The 2,039-nt window shown below is 39.9% G+C and carries 2 protein-coding genes and 2 pseudogenes; all 4 read right to left on the bottom strand.

The features are described from left to right. A pseudogene (locus AC1DVJ_RS30730) lies at positions 1-261 on the bottom strand (hypothetical protein); the annotation flags it as partial. A 320-nt stretch (positions 262-581) separates the two neighbouring features. Then, a complete protein-coding gene (locus AC1DVJ_RS30725) occupies positions 582-1,061 on the bottom strand; it encodes a DinB family protein (RefSeq protein ID WP_477596688.1) in 480 nt (159 codons plus the stop codon). 87 nt (positions 1,062-1,148) lie between these two features. Next, entirely contained in the window at positions 1,149-1,655 is a 507-nt protein-coding gene (locus AC1DVJ_RS30720; RefSeq protein ID WP_477596686.1) for a YdcF family protein, read from the bottom strand. 106 nt (positions 1,656-1,761) lie between these two features. Next, positions 1,762-2,039: pseudogene (locus AC1DVJ_RS30715) on the bottom strand (hypothetical protein); the annotation flags it as partial.

Genomic DNA, 2,039 nt, shown 5'->3' with positions numbered 1-2,039 from the left:
CAGATAATTGCTGCCATTTTTTATGGCCCATGAACGAATTTCATTTACGGTGTCTGGATATCGCGTCAGAAGTTCCTTATATTCCTCTTCGCGGAAGAATGCGTGCCAATTCAAACTCGTTGGATGCCCTTTTGCACCCTCGTCATAGAAACGGGAAGAAATACCTTGCTGTACCAGGTAGCCATGCAATCGTTCTGCTAACGTCGATTTGCCCGTTCCGCACAGCCCTTCAACCAAAATCAATTTGCATTTCTTCCGCATGTGAGTTGCTCCTAATTCATATTTACATGAGTTCTTGCAAGTGCAAATTCAAAGACTCCGACTATTTAATATAAATCGCGTTACAACTTCTGCATATTGCGACCATTTATTTATCCATAAATTACTAAACATATTCAAATACTAATTTTTAACTTGAACCACGTCAAAGGGAATGTTGATTATATAAGAGGAAATTAATAAATAGAAAAAAGAATCATCCTTAACCGAAATGATCCCTTTATAAGTATTAATAAATAAAGTTGCTGCAGGTGAGAAAAAAGAAGAGTGTTTCCACGTTCAACTCCCATTAGCTAAAAAAATTATATTACCGTTAAAATTTGATTTTTATGATGGTTGTCGTGATCGTTAAATTCGTGAATGATGTAAAGCAAGGAATAGGGTGTGCCCGTGTGTGGGCAAGTTTCTACTCCGTTCACGGTAACATGTTTAGAAACCACGTCTGTATCGGCTAACAGTATTTCAGCCAGTTGAAGTCGGGTTTGCTTAAATTCATTGAGCAGGCGATCTTTAGTTACTCCCGATCTGGCATATTCATAAGCTATTTTGTTAAATGAATCGAAATCCGGAAATACCATTCCTTCTCCATTTTTAATCGCTGGTATAATCGTCAAGGTGAGGTAAGTATCCCAATTTTTAAGATGCGAAATAATTTCTCCTATTGATGCTTTTCTTTCAGCGATAGGTTGTAACCAGATGCTCCCGTGTACATCATGTAAGGTATCCGTCCACTCTGTAAATTCTTTATACCGAAGAATCGTTCTTTTACCCAAGCTAATCATATTGGAGCCTCCATTTCACCTTGGAATAATAACCTATTCTATGATACCGAATATACGTTCGTTTGTGAAGGTTAATATTTAACTCTTTTAATGAGTTAAATCAAAGAACGTAATACCGGCGACCTCCCGAAGCACGTAATACCTGAGATCGATGGGCCGAATTTGAACGGGCTCTACACTCGTCTCTATACCGATGCTTTTTGCCATTAGACTAGCTCTGAGAGCGTGAAAGCCATGAGTAACCAATATGGCACTGGAATACCCGTGCTCTTTCATAATTGTTTGGCTGTTGAGTAGATTCTGCATGGTCGAGTGGGACTGCTCTTCTAGTATCAGAGAAGTCTCTGGCACTCCTTTCTCCACCAGATAGCTTTTCATCACTTGGGCTTCGGAAAGTGAGTCCCCCGCCCCAATGCCTCCCGACAGAATCAAATGGTCAGTTAGCTTGTCACGGTATACTTGTAGGGCGATATCAAGTCTTTCACGCATCGCGGTACTTGGCTTGCCTTCCCAAACGGCTGCTCCAAGGACAATGGCACAGTCGCTCGGTTTACCATGCGAGGATCTCCAGGTGCCCATCACCCGACTGCTCATCCATCCTACATAAAGACCAGTTAAAATTATTAGTGTGGCAATGACGAGGGCCGTGCGAACGTAAAGTTTTTTCTTAATTTTCACTTTTTCCTCCATGCTGTCTAGATCAAAGTAAGTAATCTTCAATCAGTTGATTGATTGAAGTGAGATGTTTATTCAGCCAGTCATTCCTTGTTTGAAATTGACTTAGGATGTAATTAAAGTTTCGCTCGATATTTTTTCCAGAATAATGCTGACCGATGTAAATGTGAAGTACAGCAACATGGTAAATTTGAGTCAAAAGCTGCAGTTGATTCATTTCTTGAAAAGTACATTTTCTAAATTTAGAGTAGCCTCTTATAAATGCCTCCGTCATATCCCATGATCCGTTTGTCAATTGTATGA

This window comes from Paenibacillus sp. P4_A9 (assembly GCF_056402415.1).
This window is presented reverse-complemented; position numbering and strand designations above follow the sequence as displayed.

What these genes read in the sequence shown, in the direction of transcription:
- AC1DVJ_RS30725 (WP_477596688.1), bottom strand. Translation starts at nt 1,061, where the DNA reads ATGATTAGCTTGGGTAAAAGAACGATTCTTCGGTATAAAGAATTTACA.
- AC1DVJ_RS30720 (WP_477596686.1), bottom strand. Translation starts at nt 1,655, where the DNA reads ATGAGCAGTCGGGTGATGGGCACCTGGAGATCCTCGCATGGTAAACCG.